The 14,178-nt window shown below is 64.3% G+C and carries 14 protein-coding genes; 2 read left to right on the top strand and 12 right to left on the bottom strand.

The genetic code is table 11. From position 1 onward, the window contains the following. The first annotated feature begins 167 nt into the window (after positions 1 to 167). Both LRG07_RS10620 and LRG07_RS10625 read left to right on the top strand, forming a co-directional pair. Positions 168 to 656, top strand: a complete 489-nt coding sequence (locus LRG07_RS10620) for a Panacea domain-containing protein (protein ID WP_238642312.1) — start codon at positions 168 to 170, stop codon at positions 654 to 656. Between the two features lie 79 nt (positions 657 to 735). Beyond that, positions 736 to 1,059, top strand: a complete 324-nt coding sequence (locus LRG07_RS10625) for a hypothetical protein (protein WP_238642313.1) — start codon at positions 736 to 738, stop codon at positions 1,057 to 1,059. A 42-nt stretch (positions 1,060 to 1,101) separates the two neighbouring features. Here the strand turns inward: LRG07_RS10625 and LRG07_RS10630 are convergent, their stop codons facing one another. The 12 genes from LRG07_RS10630 to LRG07_RS10685 form a co-directional block, all read right to left on the bottom strand. Next, positions 1,102 to 1,371 carry a hypothetical protein gene (locus tag LRG07_RS10630; protein WP_238642314.1) on the bottom strand — a complete coding sequence of 90 codons (270 nt, stop codon included), beginning with the start codon at positions 1,369 to 1,371 and terminating at the stop codon, positions 1,102 to 1,104. Continuing rightward, entirely contained in the window at positions 1,368 to 1,634 is a 267-nt protein-coding gene (locus LRG07_RS10635) for a hypothetical protein (RefSeq protein WP_238642315.1), read from the bottom strand. The genes LRG07_RS10630 and LRG07_RS10635 overlap by 4 nt, the downstream gene beginning before the upstream one ends. A gap of 154 nt (positions 1,635 to 1,788) precedes the next feature. After that, positions 1,789 to 3,945: a hypothetical protein gene (locus LRG07_RS10640; protein WP_238642316.1), complete on the bottom strand. Its 2,157-nt coding sequence runs from the start codon at positions 3,943 to 3,945 to the stop codon at positions 1,789 to 1,791. After that, positions 3,942 to 4,964: a hypothetical protein gene (locus tag LRG07_RS10645; RefSeq protein ID WP_238642317.1), complete on the bottom strand. Its 1,023-nt coding sequence runs from the start codon at positions 4,962 to 4,964 to the stop codon at positions 3,942 to 3,944. Before LRG07_RS10645 ends, LRG07_RS10640 begins: the two co-directional genes overlap by 4 nt. Continuing rightward, on the bottom strand, positions 4,961 to 9,610 hold the full coding sequence (locus LRG07_RS10650) for a hypothetical protein (protein ID WP_238642318.1): 4,650 nt from the start codon (positions 9,608 to 9,610) through the stop codon (positions 4,961 to 4,963). Before LRG07_RS10650 ends, LRG07_RS10645 begins: the two co-directional genes overlap by 4 nt. Then, the gene (locus LRG07_RS10655; RefSeq protein WP_238642319.1) at positions 9,607 to 10,041 is read right to left on the bottom strand and encodes a DUF1799 domain-containing protein; all 435 of its coding nucleotides are present in this window, start codon (positions 10,039 to 10,041) and stop codon (positions 9,607 to 9,609) included. Before LRG07_RS10655 ends, LRG07_RS10650 begins: the two co-directional genes overlap by 4 nt. Then, positions 9,933 to 10,619, bottom strand: coding sequence for a hypothetical protein (locus LRG07_RS10660; RefSeq protein WP_238642320.1), 687 nt, complete (start codon positions 10,617 to 10,619; stop codon positions 9,933 to 9,935). The genes LRG07_RS10655 and LRG07_RS10660 overlap by 109 nt, the downstream gene beginning before the upstream one ends. A 12-nt stretch (positions 10,620 to 10,631) precedes the next feature. After that, positions 10,632 to 11,783, bottom strand: coding sequence for a phage tail tube protein (locus LRG07_RS10665; RefSeq protein WP_238642321.1), 1,152 nt, complete (start codon positions 11,781 to 11,783; stop codon positions 10,632 to 10,634). Positions 11,784 to 11,827: 44 nt separating this feature from the next. Then, on the bottom strand, positions 11,828 to 12,391 hold the full coding sequence (locus LRG07_RS10670; protein ID WP_238642322.1) for a phage tail protein: 564 nt from the start codon (positions 12,389 to 12,391) through the stop codon (positions 11,828 to 11,830). 2 nt (positions 12,392 to 12,393) lie between these two features. After that, the gene (locus LRG07_RS10675; RefSeq protein ID WP_238642323.1) at positions 12,394 to 12,846 is read right to left on the bottom strand and encodes a hypothetical protein; all 453 of its coding nucleotides are present in this window, start codon (positions 12,844 to 12,846) and stop codon (positions 12,394 to 12,396) included. Beyond that, positions 12,839 to 13,141, bottom strand: a complete 303-nt coding sequence (locus LRG07_RS10680) for a hypothetical protein (protein WP_238642324.1) — start codon at positions 13,139 to 13,141, stop codon at positions 12,839 to 12,841. The genes LRG07_RS10675 and LRG07_RS10680 overlap by 8 nt, the downstream gene beginning before the upstream one ends. Next, positions 13,141 to 14,157, bottom strand: a complete 1,017-nt coding sequence (locus LRG07_RS10685) for a major capsid protein (protein WP_238642325.1) — start codon at positions 14,155 to 14,157, stop codon at positions 13,141 to 13,143. Before LRG07_RS10685 ends, LRG07_RS10680 begins: the two co-directional genes overlap by 1 nt. Positions 14,158 to 14,178 lie beyond the last annotated feature (21 nt).

Genomic DNA, 14,178 nt, shown 5'->3' on the forward strand with positions numbered 1-14,178 from the left:
CCCAGGGGGCGGAAGCGCGACAAATCGCCGAGCGGATGTGGCAGTACTAGTTCGGCGCTCCGCGCTGCTATGCAGCCCGGAACCCATCTTGTATCCTGCTGTCCCCTTGTTGGGCATATCCCTTGCCATACTGAAGAAGCAGGCTTGCGTCTAGCGCGGAGGGCGCCATGCAGGGACATCCGGCACTTGGTATCGCGAAGCGGCTTCTTGAAAAAGCCCACGAGCGCGGTCTCAGTCTCACGCCCATGCAGCTGATCAAGCTGGTCTACCTAGCTCATGGGTGGATGCTTGGCCTGCATAGTCGTCCGATGATCCAGGAGCCCGTAGAAGCTTGGCAGTATGGGCCAGTCGTGCGCACTGTCTACGATCGGGTCAAGCAATATCGCAGCCGGCCTGTTGAGGCAATCGCTGGGCGCCCCCGGACTCCGGATTTAGACGAGGAAGAGGAGGATCTACTAGACCAAGTGCTTACGGTCTACGGCGATCAACCTGGCACGTTCCTCTCCATGATTACCCACCAGGAGGGCACGCCGTGGGATCTGACCTGGCGCCACTTTGGGCGCAATGGCTCAATCTCGAATGACTTGATCGAGGCACACTTCGCTGAGTTGTATCGCCGCGCCCATGAGGATACCGCCGAACGCCCATCAAACTGATGAGGCGTTCTCGGGCGCCTCGTATGAACGCATCCCCTCGCTACGACAAACCCACGGCGAGGGGGCCAAGCAGGACCGCATGGCCCAGTGGGAAACCGAGGCACTTGAGCGGGGCGACTACGATGAATTCGTACGTCGCGCTGAGCATCGCCGCGGTGAACTCTTTCGGGATACAGCCAACATCTTGGCCAGACTGGCCGCTATTTTCATTGGCGGCGCCTTGATCGCCGCCGCCTTACTTTGGTTTTGGCACCTTCTCGCCCCCGAATCTTGGCAATACTTGACTGAGGATCAGCTGGCCGATATCCAAACCGTGCTATTCAGCGGTCTCGCCGCAGGCATCGCACAAAGCTATATCCGCCCGCGTCTCAATCCTTCCGAAGGCCACTCGAATAACGGATAGAACGCACTGCGACAGATCTGCCACCGTCACACCCCAACCGACTCACCGGTACGCCTCCAGCAGGCCCTTGGCCACCTCTAGGTCTCGCTGGTGCGTCCGCCGGCAATGCGCCCGCTCGCCGAATAGTTTGAACACGCGATCGATCCAGACCTTGATCCGCTGCCATCTGATCGATCCGGCTTTCGCTTCCCTGTAAGCGCGACCGCTGATCGTCTCGGCAGGACTTCCACCGATCAGCGCATTCCCGAACCGGGAAGACGCGTCACCGATGCGCCGCCACCAGGGCCTGAGCTCGCCACCCCAGGACTTCATTCGGGCCACCCTCTGTCGACGTCGATGGCGTTCAGCTCCCCGTGCGTCTCCGCCGCCATAACGGCCTCCAACAACTCGTCATAACGGTCCTCAGCCGCGTCCTTGAAGTCCGCCCCGAGCTTGGACAACTCGATCACGTCGTCCGGGTCCAACTCATGCTTGACGCCCTCGGCGTCGGGGATCTTGACCTTCTCCTTGCCGTTGGGCAGCGGCGAGTCCACCTTCTCGGCCCGGTACTCCTGGATGTGCTGGGTCAGTTCCATGATCCGCTCGCGGGCGTAAGGGGTCAAAGCCCAGCGGGTCCCGTCGTGGTCCTTGAACCCCGAGGCGAGCTTTTCAGGGAAGCGGCTTTCGACGACTGCTTTCAGTGTTTCTTTGCGTCTTTCTAGATTGTTAGACATACACAACTACCCCTTATTAGTCTAAGATTCTGCTGGCTTCCTTAATAACCGCGACTTCTACCCCTCCTGTCCCGTACAACCCAGCATTGTGGCTCATCGTGAGCGTCCGCTTCTCCCCCGAAGGAACAGTGCCTAACAGTTTATTGCTGGCACTATCAGAAAAACGAAAGCCCCCTTCCAGCTCGGCGCTGACTGAATGGTCTCGCGACTGAAGAGACATATCGATCAAATAAACAATTGCTGGACCCTCGATCTCCTCTTCCTCTGTTACAGAGTCATTGCTACTAGCGCTAACGCGATAATCATAATCCGGATCATTAAAAACGGCGCTTATATTCACAGAGCTTTCATTCATGCCTTTTGTAAAGGGACCATCCCCATCATCGTTGTTGGCGATTCTCTCAATCCGGCCATCAGTGGAAAGCATTTTCCTAATCACACTTGGTTCGGCCTGATCTCCTAAAGCCTTGACAAAAGACTCCGAGGAACCAACTGCACTATGAAAATCGCTATCGCTAAGCCAGTCGTCAAAAGTAATTTCGTCTTTCGCAACGCCCAATAAAGCTTCTCCTCGGCCAGGAAGAAACGCTTCCTTCCATGTGCTATCTTCCCAAATCTGTTCTGCAATAGCTAAAGAGCTACCGAGATCGGCAGGCTCTTCATAATCCTGGGGATCCTTCCCGGCCTCTCCAGCGACAAACTTGGAAATCGCCCTATCGTTATCGATAACCGCTTGTTCGGCGTCGGGGTTGTCCCGAATCGTGGTGCGCGCCGTACCTTGAGCCGCCACTTCGTTCATCGCCGTAGACGATTCCACGACGGAGCCCATGACATCATCCCGCTCCACAATCTCATCCATGGCCGTTTGGCTATCAGTGATCAGCTCCATCACGGCCTGCTTATCGACGAAGGTATTATAGGCCGTGGAGTTGTCGGCCAAAGTGGACATGGCGCTCGAATCATCCACCGCTGCGCCCATGGCCGTTTCGGACTTTGCGACCTCGGCGCTGTCGGCATAATCGACCGGATCGAGCCCAGCGTGGCCAACGGCGTATTTCCCGGCAGCCATGTCGTTATCGACGATGTAATCGTATCCGGTGGAATCCGTCCCGATTGCGTCACGGGCAACGCTGTCAGCAGCGATCCGGTTCATGGCCAGCTCGCTGTCCACGATCGCGCTCATCGCGGTGGAGCTGCCTGAGACGACCCCCATGGCCGTCTCGCTACCGGCGATGGTGGTCATGGCCGGGTCGCTTTCGACCACGACCTCCATGGCCGGTGAACTGGTGGCTACCCAGTCCATGGCGCCTGCATCCTCGGCCACGTCACTGATGTCCGCGTAGTGCCGAAAGTCGTGCCCATGAGTGGCTGGATGGTCCGAGGCGTCGTAGCGATCCCGGTTCGCGCGATAGAGCGCGTACTTGCCGATTCCGACCGGCTCCGCCTTGACCGCGTCCATCGCGGTATCGCTGTTTTTGATCACATCGAGGCCTACGTCCTCGCGCAGGAGCAAGACGTTCATCGCCTCCTCGGCCCCAGCGACGACATGCATGGCCGCATCGCTATGGGCGATCGCGCCCATCATCCGCCGGTGCGGCTCGACGACACGCATGCCCTGCGGCGATTCGGCCCAGGCTTGCAGGTTGTCTTCGTTGCCCTGGTCAGCGAGCCAATCGGTGAGCTGTGAGGCATCGTCCTCGCCTTGTAGCTCAAGCACATGGCCGAGAGCCGGGAGGCTGCCGTAAAGCTGCTCGACGGCCTTGAGGTAGAACCGCCACCCAACCGCCTTCTCGTCCTCTTCGACGACGAGCGCGTAGCCGGCGCGCGCCTCCAGGGACGGCATGCCGGCGTCGTCCTGCATCGCAGCGGCGATGGACTCGGCGCTGTCGCGGTACGTCTCGGCGTCATCCCGGTGGTCACGCGCGGTATCTCGGGCGGCCTGGGCATCATCCCGGTGGGTCTGCGCCGTATCGCGTGCGGCGTATGTATCGGCACGGGCCTGCTCTGTTTCGTCCGCCCGGCCGGCAAGCCACGCGCCGAGCTGGTTGAGCTTTTCGCTGGCGTCACGCCACCAGCGCACCGTCTTGTCGGCACGATCCTGGAAGGTGTCTGGCGACTGGGTACGCTGGGGCAGTGGGTCTGGAGCCTCGGGGATCGTGGGTCGTTCGCTCATATCAGCCCCTCAATGGTCAGTTCACACTCAGAGAGCACCGCGTTCTGGTACAAAAGGCGAAAACGCTTGTAGAAACCGAAGACCGTGGGCCCAAGCTCCTTCGAAGCGATGTACACGGCCGGGCGGCTGCGGATCTGGGCCAGGAAACGCTGTACCCGCTGAATCCGGGCGGTTTCGATCAGCACCGGCACCTGGGCCCGGTTTGCAAAGGCACGCTCGCGCACGCGGAAATGACCGAACTCGTCGCGCTCTTTCGTCGAGAAGTCGACGATGCTCGCCTCCGCACCGAACCCACTTTCACCAACCCGGTACGACTGGCCCACGAGGATGTTGCCGATCTTCGCCGGGGCGCCGCCGTTGTACGCACTGATCCGGAACTCCGCCTCCAGGGTCCCGGGCAGATCCTCGATGGTCATGTCCTCAGACACCAGCGGGAGCTCGGTCAGGACCAACTCCTGATCCCGCTCGGGCTCGGCGAAGAAATAGGCGTGCCAGTCTGATTCCGGGATGGTCGTCTGCAGCTCGTGCCGCTTCTGATACTGGACGCCGTCTTCGTTGACAACGACCACATCCAGATAACTCGCCTCAAGCCCGAGCAGGGTTAGGCTGTCGGTCACCACGCCCGGCTTGAACCGGAAGGCTACGCCCTGATCGAGCGCCTCCTGCCCTTCAGGGTTGTAAAGCTCCGGGTCGTAAGAGGCATCCGAGACGCTTTTCGAGCCTACGACCTCATCGAATGCCCGAAACCGGTTGATTCCCCCCAGGTCCTGCCACTTCGCCTCGTCAGCCCCCACCTCATCGATGGTGTGCTCCGCAGGGAACGCACCCTGGTTGCTCGTCAGCGCGCGGTAAATGCGCTGGGTTGGCTGGCGACCATCGTGCTCTTCAGTGAGCACCACGCGCTCTCCCTGGTCGTACTCCTTATCTGGATCCCACTCCTGATGACCGTCGTCATCCAGCGGGATATTCGATTCAATCAACTCCTCCGGGCCGATACGAGCAGGCAGCACCACCCTCATGCTTCCATCTCCCGGGTAGTCGGCTGGCCGTTGAGATCCCACTCATCGTGGATATCCGCACTCTTTTTGGTGTTGCGAGCAACCTGGGTCTCCGCCTCGAGTATCCGGCGCAGCAGTGGCACCGCGTCACGCAACAGCTCCGACGCCGGGGCGTCCCCACCGGCGAGCATCGCTTTGGAGGTTTCGTGGTCGAAGACATGCGCCGGACCACCGGTCCAGATCAGTTCGCCACCGCGTTCGCCAACCTCGGCCCAGCCGCCAGGGTGCAGGCCACCGGAGGCGTAGCCCGGGATGCGCTCCCCTTCCGCAGAGCCCCCGGCAATTTCCACTGACAGGTCCAGCCCCCCGACCGCCTCCTCGACAGCCCGAACGGCCTCCTCAACGGAGTAGGTGGCATCCTCGATACCGAAGGCGGCATCGATCTGCTCCCGAGCGCTTTCCTGCAAATCATCCAGGCGCCCGATCTCCCGCTCGTGCTCCTCGCGGATTTGCTCCATCTGCTGCTCGTGCTGGTACTCCAGCTCGGCCAGCTCCTCATCATGCTGAGCGCGCAGGCGGTCCATGGTCTCGTCGTGCTGATCGCGCGCGTCATCGATGCGCCGGTCGAGCCGATCCACCTGCCGCTCGGCAGCGGAAAGGCGACTGCCGGAGCGCTCCTCGATGTCACTGACCAGACGCGCCGTCTCCGCCTGCTCGCGGAGCATGTCCGCGCGTGCCTCGAATTCCCGCGGGGTGATCTGCACCGCCGCGCCCATGGCCCGCTGCAGGGCGTCCGGATCCGCACCGATACCGTCGTCGCGCAGCAGGTCCATGGCCTGTTCCCGATGCAGCCCCGGGTCGGCGCGCTGGAGCAGCGTATCGAGTGCCGAAGTCGCCGCCGAGTGCACCTGAGACCACTGCTGCACCGACTCACGAGCGCTCTCCTGCTGTGCACGCAGCGATTCCATCCGCTGCTCATGAGCACGGCGGTGCGAGTCCAGTTCCGCCTCATGGGCCGCACGGGCGGCCTCGACGCGTTCGTTGTAGGCCTCGCGCTCAGCATCCAGGGCCTCGTCCATGGCATCGCGAATCTCGCCCTGGCGATGGTCGACAGCATCCTCGAGGTGGCCAAATGCGTCGTCGGCCTGCTTGCGGCGCTCTTCCTTGAGCTGTTCCTCATGGCTGCGCACCGTGTCGAACGCCGGCGCCAGATCCATGAGCTGGGCATACAGCTCGCGACCGGACTCGGTACTCAGATCCTGTGCATTGGCGAGCTCTCTGAACTCTTCGCGGGTATCAGGCAGCGCCAGACCAAGATCACCAAAGCCCTCGGCCAGCCGATCCTCAGCCTCCTCCAGGGCGATCGATTCCCGTTCGGCTTCGGTGTAGAAGGCCTGATAGAACTCCCCTAGCGTCTGGTCAGCCAGCTCCCGCGCCTGCTCCACCGCCTTGTCGCCGTCTTCAGCGCGCAGCTCGTCCAGGGCGTGCTCTCCGATCCGTGCCTCGGCGATGGCATCGATCAGCTTCGAGCCTTCAAAAGCTGCGCCCTGCACCTCCTCGTCGAGCTCATGGCCGAAACGTTCCAGATATTGGCCGACCATAGCCCAGTCCTCCATGACCTGATCGAGTTCGCGCCCGATTTCCTCAAGGCCCGTTTCATCCCATTCTCGGGTAACCTCATCCCAGCGCTCTACGGCCTCAAAAACGTTATCGACCTGGACCCCAAGGGCTTCCATGATCATGATGACGTTTTCTTCGGCCTCCTGAATCGTGTCCCAGTGCTCAGGGTGCGGGCGAATATCTTCAAACCCCCTCTCCCATAGGTCTTGTTCGCCGGTAAGAGCCTCAAAAATGGTCTGCGCGACTTCTTGGTCGAATTCGCTTTCGTCTAAGCGATCAGATACCTGAAACCCCTCATTAGCGACCTCCTTGATCGCCTCCTCCATGTCCTTGTCAATATCAAGATCCTGATAGCCGGGCATTTGCTTGAGATCATCAGGATCCAGCCACTTCTCCACAGCAGCGAGCCGATCCATCACGATGCTGTTGATGTACCAGCGCGTCTGATCTTCATCCAGAATCCCGGCGGGTACACCCTGGTGGTCTTCGACCAGCCGCTTCCCCGACGCGTGAATGCTGGGATAACGCTCCATGTGCAGGCCGAGCGCATCCACATCCAGCACACCGGCATCGACCATCTGCTCTTGGACGGCCCGGTCCCAGTTGCCGGCGAGATCCTCCGCCGCGCCCGCATCGAGTTCCTCGAGCGTGCGCAGACTCGCCGAGAACTCGTCCAGCGCCTCGGTGCTCATCTCAAGCGCGTCCGCCACCTGGCGCAGCCGGGCGTCCGTCGCCTCCCACTGGCTGTTCAGCTCCTGCAGGAACTCGTAGCCGCCGTCGACACGCACAAGGTCGCGCTCAATCACGCGCGAGTCACTGCTGCTAAACCAGCTGCCATCACGCGACTGCTCTTCGATCTCCTTGCCATGGGCACGGCCGGCAGCCAGACCGATCTCGTAGCCGATTTCGTCGGTCTCCCAGTCACCACGCGTCAGACCGTCACCCACCGCACTGCCGATAGCACCACCGATCGCCGTACCCGCTGGGCCGAAGTAAGACCCAACCGCAGCGCCTGCGCCGCTGAGTACAGTCTCGGTGGTGCTGCCACCGCTTGATGCGGTCGTCGCTGCCGTGCCGATTCCGCCCATGGCAGCGCCTTCGCCGGTCGTCATGCCCATGTCGCCCCAGGCAGAGGCGCCCTGCATGCCCTCGCCACTGATACCGCGCATGATGTCGGCCGCTGCCATCTCGCCCATGGTGTCGGCCCAGATATCGAGCATGGCGTCAGCCATGCCTTCGAAGCCGTCAATGCCGTCGCGGAAGACGTCAGCGAACGTGCGGCCGATCTCGCGCTGGATGTTCTCGCTCATCCGATCGAGGATGCGATCGAACTCCGTCTCATGAGACTGGAGCGCCCGCTTAGCCTCCTCGGTGGCCGCCCAAGCGGCCTCGACCATGGCCTGCTCATAGGCATCCCCGAATTCGGAGATCACGCCCGCATCGAAGCCAAGACCCGACACCCGCCCGGCGTCGACCGGCATCTCGCGGACCTGCATCAGCGCCTCGGCCTCCATCTCGGCGATCGCCTTCATCAGGCGCTCGTACTCGGCCGACGCCTCGTCGACAAACTGCCGGACCAGGGTGCGGCGCTCGTCGTAGCTCTCCCGGATCAGGGCCTCTTCATCCGAGACGTACTCATGAATCTCGTCTTCGAGTTCGCGGAAGGCACCAAGCTGCTCGTCGTGCCAGTCGGCATAGGCCTGGGCAGCAGTCTCCATGGCCTCAGCGGCAATCTCGCCGGCCCCGGCCACGCGCTGCTCAGCACGTACCAGTTCCTCGCGCTGGTCAATCAACTCCTCGAGCCGGTCGCGCTCCGCCTCAAGACGCTGCCCGACGGTATCCGCGGCATCGGAGCCGGCTCGTTGCTGTTGCTCGTAGGCCTGCTCCAAGACTTCGATGCTATTGCGTGCCCCGTCGATCTTGCGCTCGAGCTTCTCGATGCGAGCACCCGCCTCACGCTCCCCGCCTCGCTCAGGCTCAGGGTTGAGCATCCGCTCAAGGGCCTCTTCCGCCGACTCGGCCTGCTCCTCGGTTTCCGCCAGGGCGTCCTGGATTTCCAGGAACCCGGCCGCAAGCGCGCCGATGGCACCACCAGCCTGCCGCCCTTTGCGGCCACCGATCGCGCCGCCGAGCTTCATGCCGCCACCGATCAGAGCGACCGACTGCACCACGCTCTGAATGGTGTCGGCGTTGTCGACGAGAAAGCGCACGGAGGTGCCGACGAAATCGCCGATGTCTTCCAGGCCCTGCTGGAAGCCCGGGTCCGAGATCGCGTCGGCGAAGTCCTGGCTGTCGCTAGCCAGCCCCGAGAGCAGCCCGCGCTGCAGATTCGCCCGCGCGACCCGGTTGAGATTATCGATCTGATTCGAGAGCGCCTCTGCCTGCGCCAAGGCTTCCGTCTCAATGACCGTGCCCATCTCCTGGGCCTGCTGCTCCCAGGCACGCAGAGCATCCGAGCCCTCGTAGAGGACCCGGGCGGCCTCCCGGCCCTCGGCACCGAGGGCAGCCTGGGCAATCCGTTGGCGCTCGCCGGCATCCTCGGCGCTCGCCATGGCGTCGGCGATGTCGTAGACCGCCGCCTCGGTGGATTCGAGATTGATTCCCAGGCGCTCAGCCTCAGCGGCCAAGGGGCCGACGCCATCCCGGGCCCGACCCACCCGGGCCGTGAGGCGCTCAAGCGCCGAGTTCCACTGATCCGCTCCAACCCCCGCGCGCTCGGCGCGCTGCTCCCAGGCTTGGATACGCTCGGCGGAGACCTCGACCTGTCGCGAAAACTCCACGGTCTCCGAGCCAGCCTCCACGGTGGCCTGGACCCAGTTGTTGAGCGCTCGGGTGCTCAGCGCCACGCCGAAGGCGCCGGCGGCACGGCGCAGAGAACGGGCCATGCGGTCGAACTGACGCTGCATATCCCGGCTCTGCCGGCTGGTGCGCTGGAACTGCTGCTTGAGCGTACGCAGTTCCCGACCGGTGGCCTGGGTCGCGTTGACCGCACCGCGGCTGTCGCCCTCGATGCGGATACCGAAGCGGATCTCCTCGGCTCGACTCATCGTTCCTTCCTTCGCTGGCCGGATGTTGCTCGCCGCTCGCCCATCGCCTCCAGGGCCGCAAACTCCATGACCTGCAGGCGATCAAAGCTCTCGCGTTGATCCTCCTCGCTGAACAGATCCAGCACGACGCGCACGGCCGTATAGTCCAGGCCGGTGCGCCCGGACATGCCGACGCGCCACTGCGTCTGACAGCGGTAGAAGGTCTCGAAGGCAGCCCAGTTCTCGGGCCAGACCCAGTGAACATCCTCGGCCTCCCGGCGCTCGAGATGCGCCTCGAGCTCCGGGGCGAGGTTGCTGCGGTCGACCTCCGAGGGAGAGCGGATCAGCGAGCGCGCGAGCTCCTGGAGTTTTTTCGAGCACCCCCGCCGCTGGAGACCTCGACCAGGGCGTTGAACAGCGCCGTGCGAACCGGGATCTGCTCCAGCGCCCACTCCAGCGCCTGCTCGCTGAAGGCAACAGGCTCGCTGCGGGCATGATCGGCCTTGTTCGCGCGCTGCTTGCCCACGCCGTTGCTTGCATCGAACAGCGCCGAGGCCAGCGCCCCGCGCACCGGGATCAGCTGCAGGGCCTGCTCAAGGGCATCGGCGGAAAAGGGCAGCGCATTGCCCTCGGCGTCGAAGACCTCCGACCAGTCGAGGACGTGCCCCCGGAGCAGGCTCGGGATATCGAGCGTGTCGAGTTCCTCGAGCTCCGAGGCGGTCAACGGCTGCAGACGGGCCTGGAAACGCTGTGTCGCCCGGCCGCCGCCACTGCTCGGCTCCTGGTACTCGATCGGCCACCAGAGCGAGGTGACCTCGGGGACGTGCATTGCGGACCAGCCGAGGACATGCGTGCGCAGAACCTGCGCAATGTCGAGCTCTTCGTTGCGCAGCTGCTCAAGTTCGTCGGCCGTAAGGCGACGGAACGTCGCCTCAAAGCGGTGGGTCTCCACCCGGCCGCCGTCCACCGGCACCGCCGCCTTGACGCTCCAGTCGATCTGCGGGTTTTCGGCAATCAGAAATCGCGCCATGGTTCGCGCTCCTTAGCTGTAGATGAGCATCAGCTCGTCGTCGTCACCCACGCACCGGAAACCGAGGTCGTAGGTGGCGATGCCGTTGCGGCTTGAGTACGGCAGCTGGGTGTATTGCGTCTGCGGCATGACCACCCGAACCCGCTCGCCGGCGGCATCCCCGATCCCGGCGGCTACAGCCACGCGCTTGTTGCTCGCCCAGTCCTTGTACGGGTTGAAAGTGGACAGATCCGTGACCTCGGGGTCGATCGAGCCGCTCGGCTCGCGGCCGGTGATCATGTGCGAGTGGTAGCCATCCGCGCTCTGGATATCGCCGCGGGCCTCGACCGTGTTGTCGATATCCGCCTGCACCGACTGCACGGCAACCTTGCTCATATCCAGATCCCCGAGCAGCAGCTCGGCGCCGAGCACCGGGGCCGGCGTAAGATCCAGGTGGGTGCCGGTAATCGGCCCACCATCGGTCGGCTCACGGTAGAGCCCGGAGACGGTGAAGCTGATCCCGGGGATCTCGCTTCGCGTCAGATCAATGCTGAACGTCGCCCGCCCGCCGGGGATCTTGTGCAGCAGCCCGTCAAGGTCGAAGCGCAGATACACCGACGGCTGCTCATCGGGGGTGAGCGAGTCGGGCCGGTAGACGTAGGCCTTGCCCACCGACTTGGCATTCCCGCTTGCCCCGGATTCCTCACCGGTGAGCTTCTCCTCCGCCTCCGGAAGCTCGGGGACCTCACGCAGGTAAAGCACCTTGCGCTCCGGATCCCAGTCGGCGACCTTGCCGACGGTCGAGCCGGTATCCTCGTCGGTGACCGCCTCACCGCGCTTGAAGGGCCCGCCCGTGAGATTCTTCACCGGGATGCGCGCCCCGTCCTCGCGCTTCATCAGCGAGGCCTTGAGCAGGGCATCGGTCTCCGGGACCTGGAGCTCCCCGTCTTCCGTGCCCGCCCCGCGCAGCTCCAGCGGCAGGGTCAGCGAGGTCATCTTGTTGGTGACCACATGCCCCCGCTGCGAGAGGCTCTGGCGAACGGTATCGCGGTTGGTCGTCTCGCCCTCGACATCGAGCGAAAGATCCTCGCGCGGGAGCAGGGCGACCCGGTCCTCGCCGGGATCCTTGCCGTATTCCTGCTCCAGGGCGGCGTCGACAAAACGACGTCGAAGTAGCTTGGCCATCTCGTTATCCCTCCTGAATCAAAAAAGCCCGCCGGGAGGCGGGCTCAGCGACGGTCGAAGCGCCCCAGGCGCTTTTCGACGCGGTATCGAAGCTGATCGGCCAGTTGCCGGCGGTACTCGGCATCGGCCTGTTCCAGCACGGTCCCAAGCACTCCTTCAGCGCGGAGCATCTGGGCGACCGACAGCGAGTAGCGCTCATCAATCGGCAGCCGACGCGCCCGCTGCCCCCCCTGGCGGCGTCGGACGAACACGCCCTCGTGCCCGGACGGCATGCGGGCCTTGAACGCGCCGCGGACAAGCCTGCGCCCGGAGCCCTTGCGCACCCGGACGGTGACCCCGCGCCGGGTCTGTCGGGCGCCGAAGGCGTTGAGCGGCACCCGCGGCCCCTCGACGATGAGAAAGCCGGCGGACTGCCCCCGGCCGGCCCGGACAATCCGCATGGCTTTGCGCACATCCCGGGCCCGGAGGTTGTAGGCGCGACGCACCTCGCGATTGGCCGCCGTCCTGAGCTTGGTCAGCGTCCGGTTGGTGGCGGAGACCCGGGCCGTTTCGATCAGCTCGGCACCGAAGACCTCCTCAAGGTCCTCGAGCTGACCGCTGATCTCCATCCTCACTGCGCCGGGTCCTCTCGCGAGCGGCGGTAGTCGACGAGAAAGACCAGCTCCTGGAAGGCCACCGGCTGCCGGCCCTGCGGGTCGATCTCCGGCTCCGCCGCCGCACCCTCGCGGGTGTCGATCACCCACTCCAGGCCGAGCCGGGGGTCACGCATCAGCGCGCAGGTCACCGCTCGGCGCAGCTCCAGGAGCTCGGCGTCGATCGCCTCCAGGCTCCCGCGGGTGGCCACGGCCACGCGCAGGGTCAGCCGCGAGTCGATGTGCCCGATCCCGGAACTGGCCAACTCAGTGGGGTCGTCGGTGCCGAGATACACGCTCGCCGCCGGCAGCGCGTCCTCCGGGTGCGGATAAGCCCGCGCCCGGTGGACGCCGCCCTCGAGGCGGCTGATCTCACCGATGCGCTCGAGGGCGGCATCCATGATCCGATCGGCCTTATGCCGCTCACTCATCGATAACCTCCAGGTGCAGAGTCACCCACCCGTGGCCATCCGGCTCGGGGTGGGCAACCGCGTAGGTCGTCCCATCCACAACCACCTCATCGTGGCGGCCCGGCTTGCTCGGGAGCTCGGCGAGGGCGGTGAGCAGGCGCGGCGCCGCCGAGGCGACACTGACCCCGTAGCCGGAAGGCTCGGCATAGGCCGCCTCGAAGACCCCGCGCACCGTGCATGGCTCACCCTCGCGGGGGCGGTACTCCACCGACCGCCCCCACGTGGCGAGCACTGCCTCGTTGAGCATCGCCTCCATCACACCTTCACCGTGCGCAGTGCCTCGGGCCGGGCGCAGTAGAACAGCGGGTAGCTGTAGATCTCCTGGCGCACCCAGGCGTTGCGATCGCGATCCGGGATCAGCATCCCGTAGACGCGCTGGCCAGGGGTGTTGACGGTGTCGAGAAACTCCGCCGGGCTGTAGGCGACCTCGAACACACCCGGGGCACCGACCGGGAAGAGCTGAGCCTTGTCCGAGTCGATGGCGATGGTGCTCTCATCGTCGGTGCCACGGTAGTTCTCGAAGGTGATCCCGCCGAAGCGAAACGACTCCCAGGCGTTGCCGGTGCGAAGCTCCGAAGCCGCGGCCTGGTACTTGTACGTCTCGCGCACCTCCGGATGGTCGGTGAGCTTGTCGTAGAAGTCGTCACCGCACAGGGCGTGGATGCCCATCCCCGGGAACGACGCTCCGACCGAGCGGGCGACGCTACGCACGATCTGGTTGCAGGTCTTGCGCAGCTGCGCCTTCTCGTCGGTGAGCTTGAAGCTGATCGGCGAGGGCTTGCTGATGCCCCACTCATCGAACCAGTCGTAGATCACCGAGCCGTCGGCATCGGTCACCACCCCTTGCACGGCGCCAAGGCGCATGTGCTCGTGGGTGAGCTCCACCTCGGCGAGCAGACCGGTCTCACCGTCATACCGCCGGGCGACCTCGCGCTGGACCTGCATGAGCTCCGACTCGGAGCCGAAGGCGCGGATGCCGGCGATCTCATCGGCGTAGAGCGTGTCGCCCTTGGCGATCCGCGGGGTGCGGAAATCGCGCAGATCGCGCTTCTCGTTCTCGCGCTCGGCGAGTTCCCCACCGCGCGGTGAGGTCGGAATGACGCTGATCTTGCCCTCGCGGCGCTCGACGGCCACCGTCTTGGTGCGCACCGGGCGCGGGGTGAAGATCCCGAGCTCATTGAGCCGTGCCGGGCGGTAGGGCGCCTTGTTGATCGCCGCCGTGAGTTCCACGGCGGAGAAGGCGTCCTGGTTGAAGATATCCATCGTGGCCATGATTGCCCCTCCTGAAACGAA

Origin of the sequence: Halorhodospira sp. 9622, from assembly GCF_022228025.1 — a bacterium.
In the GTDB taxonomy this organism is placed as follows: domain Bacteria; phylum Pseudomonadota; class Gammaproteobacteria; order Nitrococcales; family Halorhodospiraceae; genus Halorhodospira; species Halorhodospira halophila_A.

Bases quoted from the DNA above. Each gene is read 5' to 3' on its own strand.
- LRG07_RS10620 (WP_238642312.1), top strand. From the start codon at position 168: ATGCAGGGACATCCGGCACTTGGTATCGCGAAGCGGCTTCTTGAAAAA.
- LRG07_RS10625 (WP_238642313.1), top strand. From the start codon at position 736: ATGGCCCAGTGGGAAACCGAGGCACTTGAGCGGGGCGACTACGATGAA.
- LRG07_RS10630 (WP_238642314.1), bottom strand. From the start codon at position 1,371: ATGAAGTCCTGGGGTGGCGAGCTCAGGCCCTGGTGGCGGCGCATCGGT.
- LRG07_RS10635 (WP_238642315.1), bottom strand. From the start codon at position 1,634: ATGGAACTGACCCAGCACATCCAGGAGTACCGGGCCGAGAAGGTGGAC.
- LRG07_RS10640 (WP_238642316.1), bottom strand. From the start codon at position 3,945: ATGAGCGAACGACCCACGATCCCCGAGGCTCCAGACCCACTGCCCCAG.
- LRG07_RS10645 (WP_238642317.1), bottom strand. From the start codon at position 4,964: ATGAGGGTGGTGCTGCCTGCTCGTATCGGCCCGGAGGAGTTGATTGAA.
- LRG07_RS10650 (WP_238642318.1), bottom strand. From the start codon at position 9,610: ATGAGTCGAGCCGAGGAGATCCGCTTCGGTATCCGCATCGAGGGCGAC.
- LRG07_RS10660 (WP_238642320.1), bottom strand. From the start codon at position 10,619: ATGGCGCGATTTCTGATTGCCGAAAACCCGCAGATCGACTGGAGCGTC.
- LRG07_RS10665 (WP_238642321.1), bottom strand. From the start codon at position 11,783: ATGGCCAAGCTACTTCGACGTCGTTTTGTCGACGCCGCCCTGGAGCAG.
- LRG07_RS10670 (WP_238642322.1), bottom strand. From the start codon at position 12,391: ATGGAGATCAGCGGTCAGCTCGAGGACCTTGAGGAGGTCTTCGGTGCC.
- LRG07_RS10675 (WP_238642323.1), bottom strand. From the start codon at position 12,846: ATGAGTGAGCGGCATAAGGCCGATCGGATCATGGATGCCGCCCTCGAG.
- LRG07_RS10680 (WP_238642324.1), bottom strand. From the start codon at position 13,141: ATGGAGGCGATGCTCAACGAGGCAGTGCTCGCCACGTGGGGGCGGTCG.
- LRG07_RS10685 (WP_238642325.1), bottom strand. From the start codon at position 14,157: ATGGCCACGATGGATATCTTCAACCAGGACGCCTTCTCCGCCGTGGAA.